General features: G+C 75.5%; 1 protein-coding gene. It reads right to left on the reverse strand.

Going from position 1 to position 1,235, the window contains the following annotated elements:
• Nucleotides 1-14: 14 nt before the first annotated feature.
• Nucleotides 15-1,235 (reverse strand): uroporphyrinogen-III synthase (locus ND748_RS32310; protein WP_251750061.1); only part of this gene is annotated, 1,221 nt, incomplete at its 5' end.

A 1,235-nucleotide genomic window follows, 5' to 3' on the forward strand; every position in this document is an offset into this window, starting at 1 on the left:
GCCCGAGCCCAGGCTCACCGCCGCGAGCCGCGGCGCGGCTTGGGCAGGCGGGCCGCGAGCGGACCGATCTTGCCCAGCTCCTCGCGGTGCTCGGCGGCGAACTCGGCGAGCGCCCCGACCAGGGCCGGGATGGACGCCTCCGGCGCCTCCACGTCGACACGCAGCCCGAGCTCCTGGGCGGTCGCCGCGGTGGCGGGGCCGATGACGGCGATCACCGTGGTCTCGTGCGGCTTGCCGGCGATGCCGACGAGGTTGCGCACGGTGGACGAGGAGGTGAACACGACGGCGTCAACCCGACCGCCCTTGAGCGCCTCGCGGATCGGGGCGGGCGGCGGGGCGGCCCGGACCGTGCGGTAGGCGGTCACGTCGTCGACCTGCCAGCCGCGGTCCTTCAGGCCGGCGACCAGCGTCTCGGTGGCGATGTCGGCCCGCGGCAGCAGTACCCGGTCGAGCAGGTCGAGCGACTCGTCGTACTCCGGCCAGTCGTCCAGCAGGCCCTCGCTGGACTGCTGGCCGGAGGGGACCAGGTCGGGACGGATCCCGAAGGCGCGCAGGGCCTCGGCGGTCGCCTCGCCGATCGCCGCCACCTTGACCCCGGCGAAGGCCCGGGCGTCCAGGCTGCGCTCCTCGACCTTCTCCTGCACCGCGCGCACGGCGTTGACGGAGGTGAAGGCGACCCACTGGTAACGCCCGGAGACCAGGCCGGTGATCGCGCGTTCCATCGGGGCGGCGGTCCGCGGCGGCTCGACCGCGATGGTCGGCACCTCCAGCGGGCTCGCGCCGTGCGAGCGCAGCAGGTCGGACAGGATCGCCGCCTGCTCCTTGGTCCGCGGCACCAGCACCGTCCAGCCGAACAGCGCCCGGGTCTCCCACCAGGACAGCTTCGTCCGGGTGGCGACGACGGCGCCGACGGAGAGCACGACCTGGGTGATGGGCACGGGGGCGGCGGTCAGCAGCGGCGCGACGTCCGCCTCGATCCGGTCGAGGGTCGAGGTGACGGTGCGCTGGTCGGTGGTGGTGCCATCCACGGTGACCGCGATCGGGGTGTCACCGGGGCGGCCGTGTTCCACCAGGGCCGCCGCCACCTTGCCGACCTCGGTCGGCGCCGCGGTGACCACGAGCGTGCCGGGCGTCTGGGCGAGCGCGGCCCAGTCGACGTCCCCGGGTGAGGGAACCGGCGCGCCGAACCCGCCGAACCCGCCGGGGCTGCCCAGCCCCAGCGGCGACCCGAAGCC

The sequence above is a fragment of the Frankia sp. AiPs1 genome, from assembly GCF_023716945.1.
GTDB lineage: Bacteria > Actinomycetota > Actinomycetes > Frankiales > Frankiaceae > Frankia.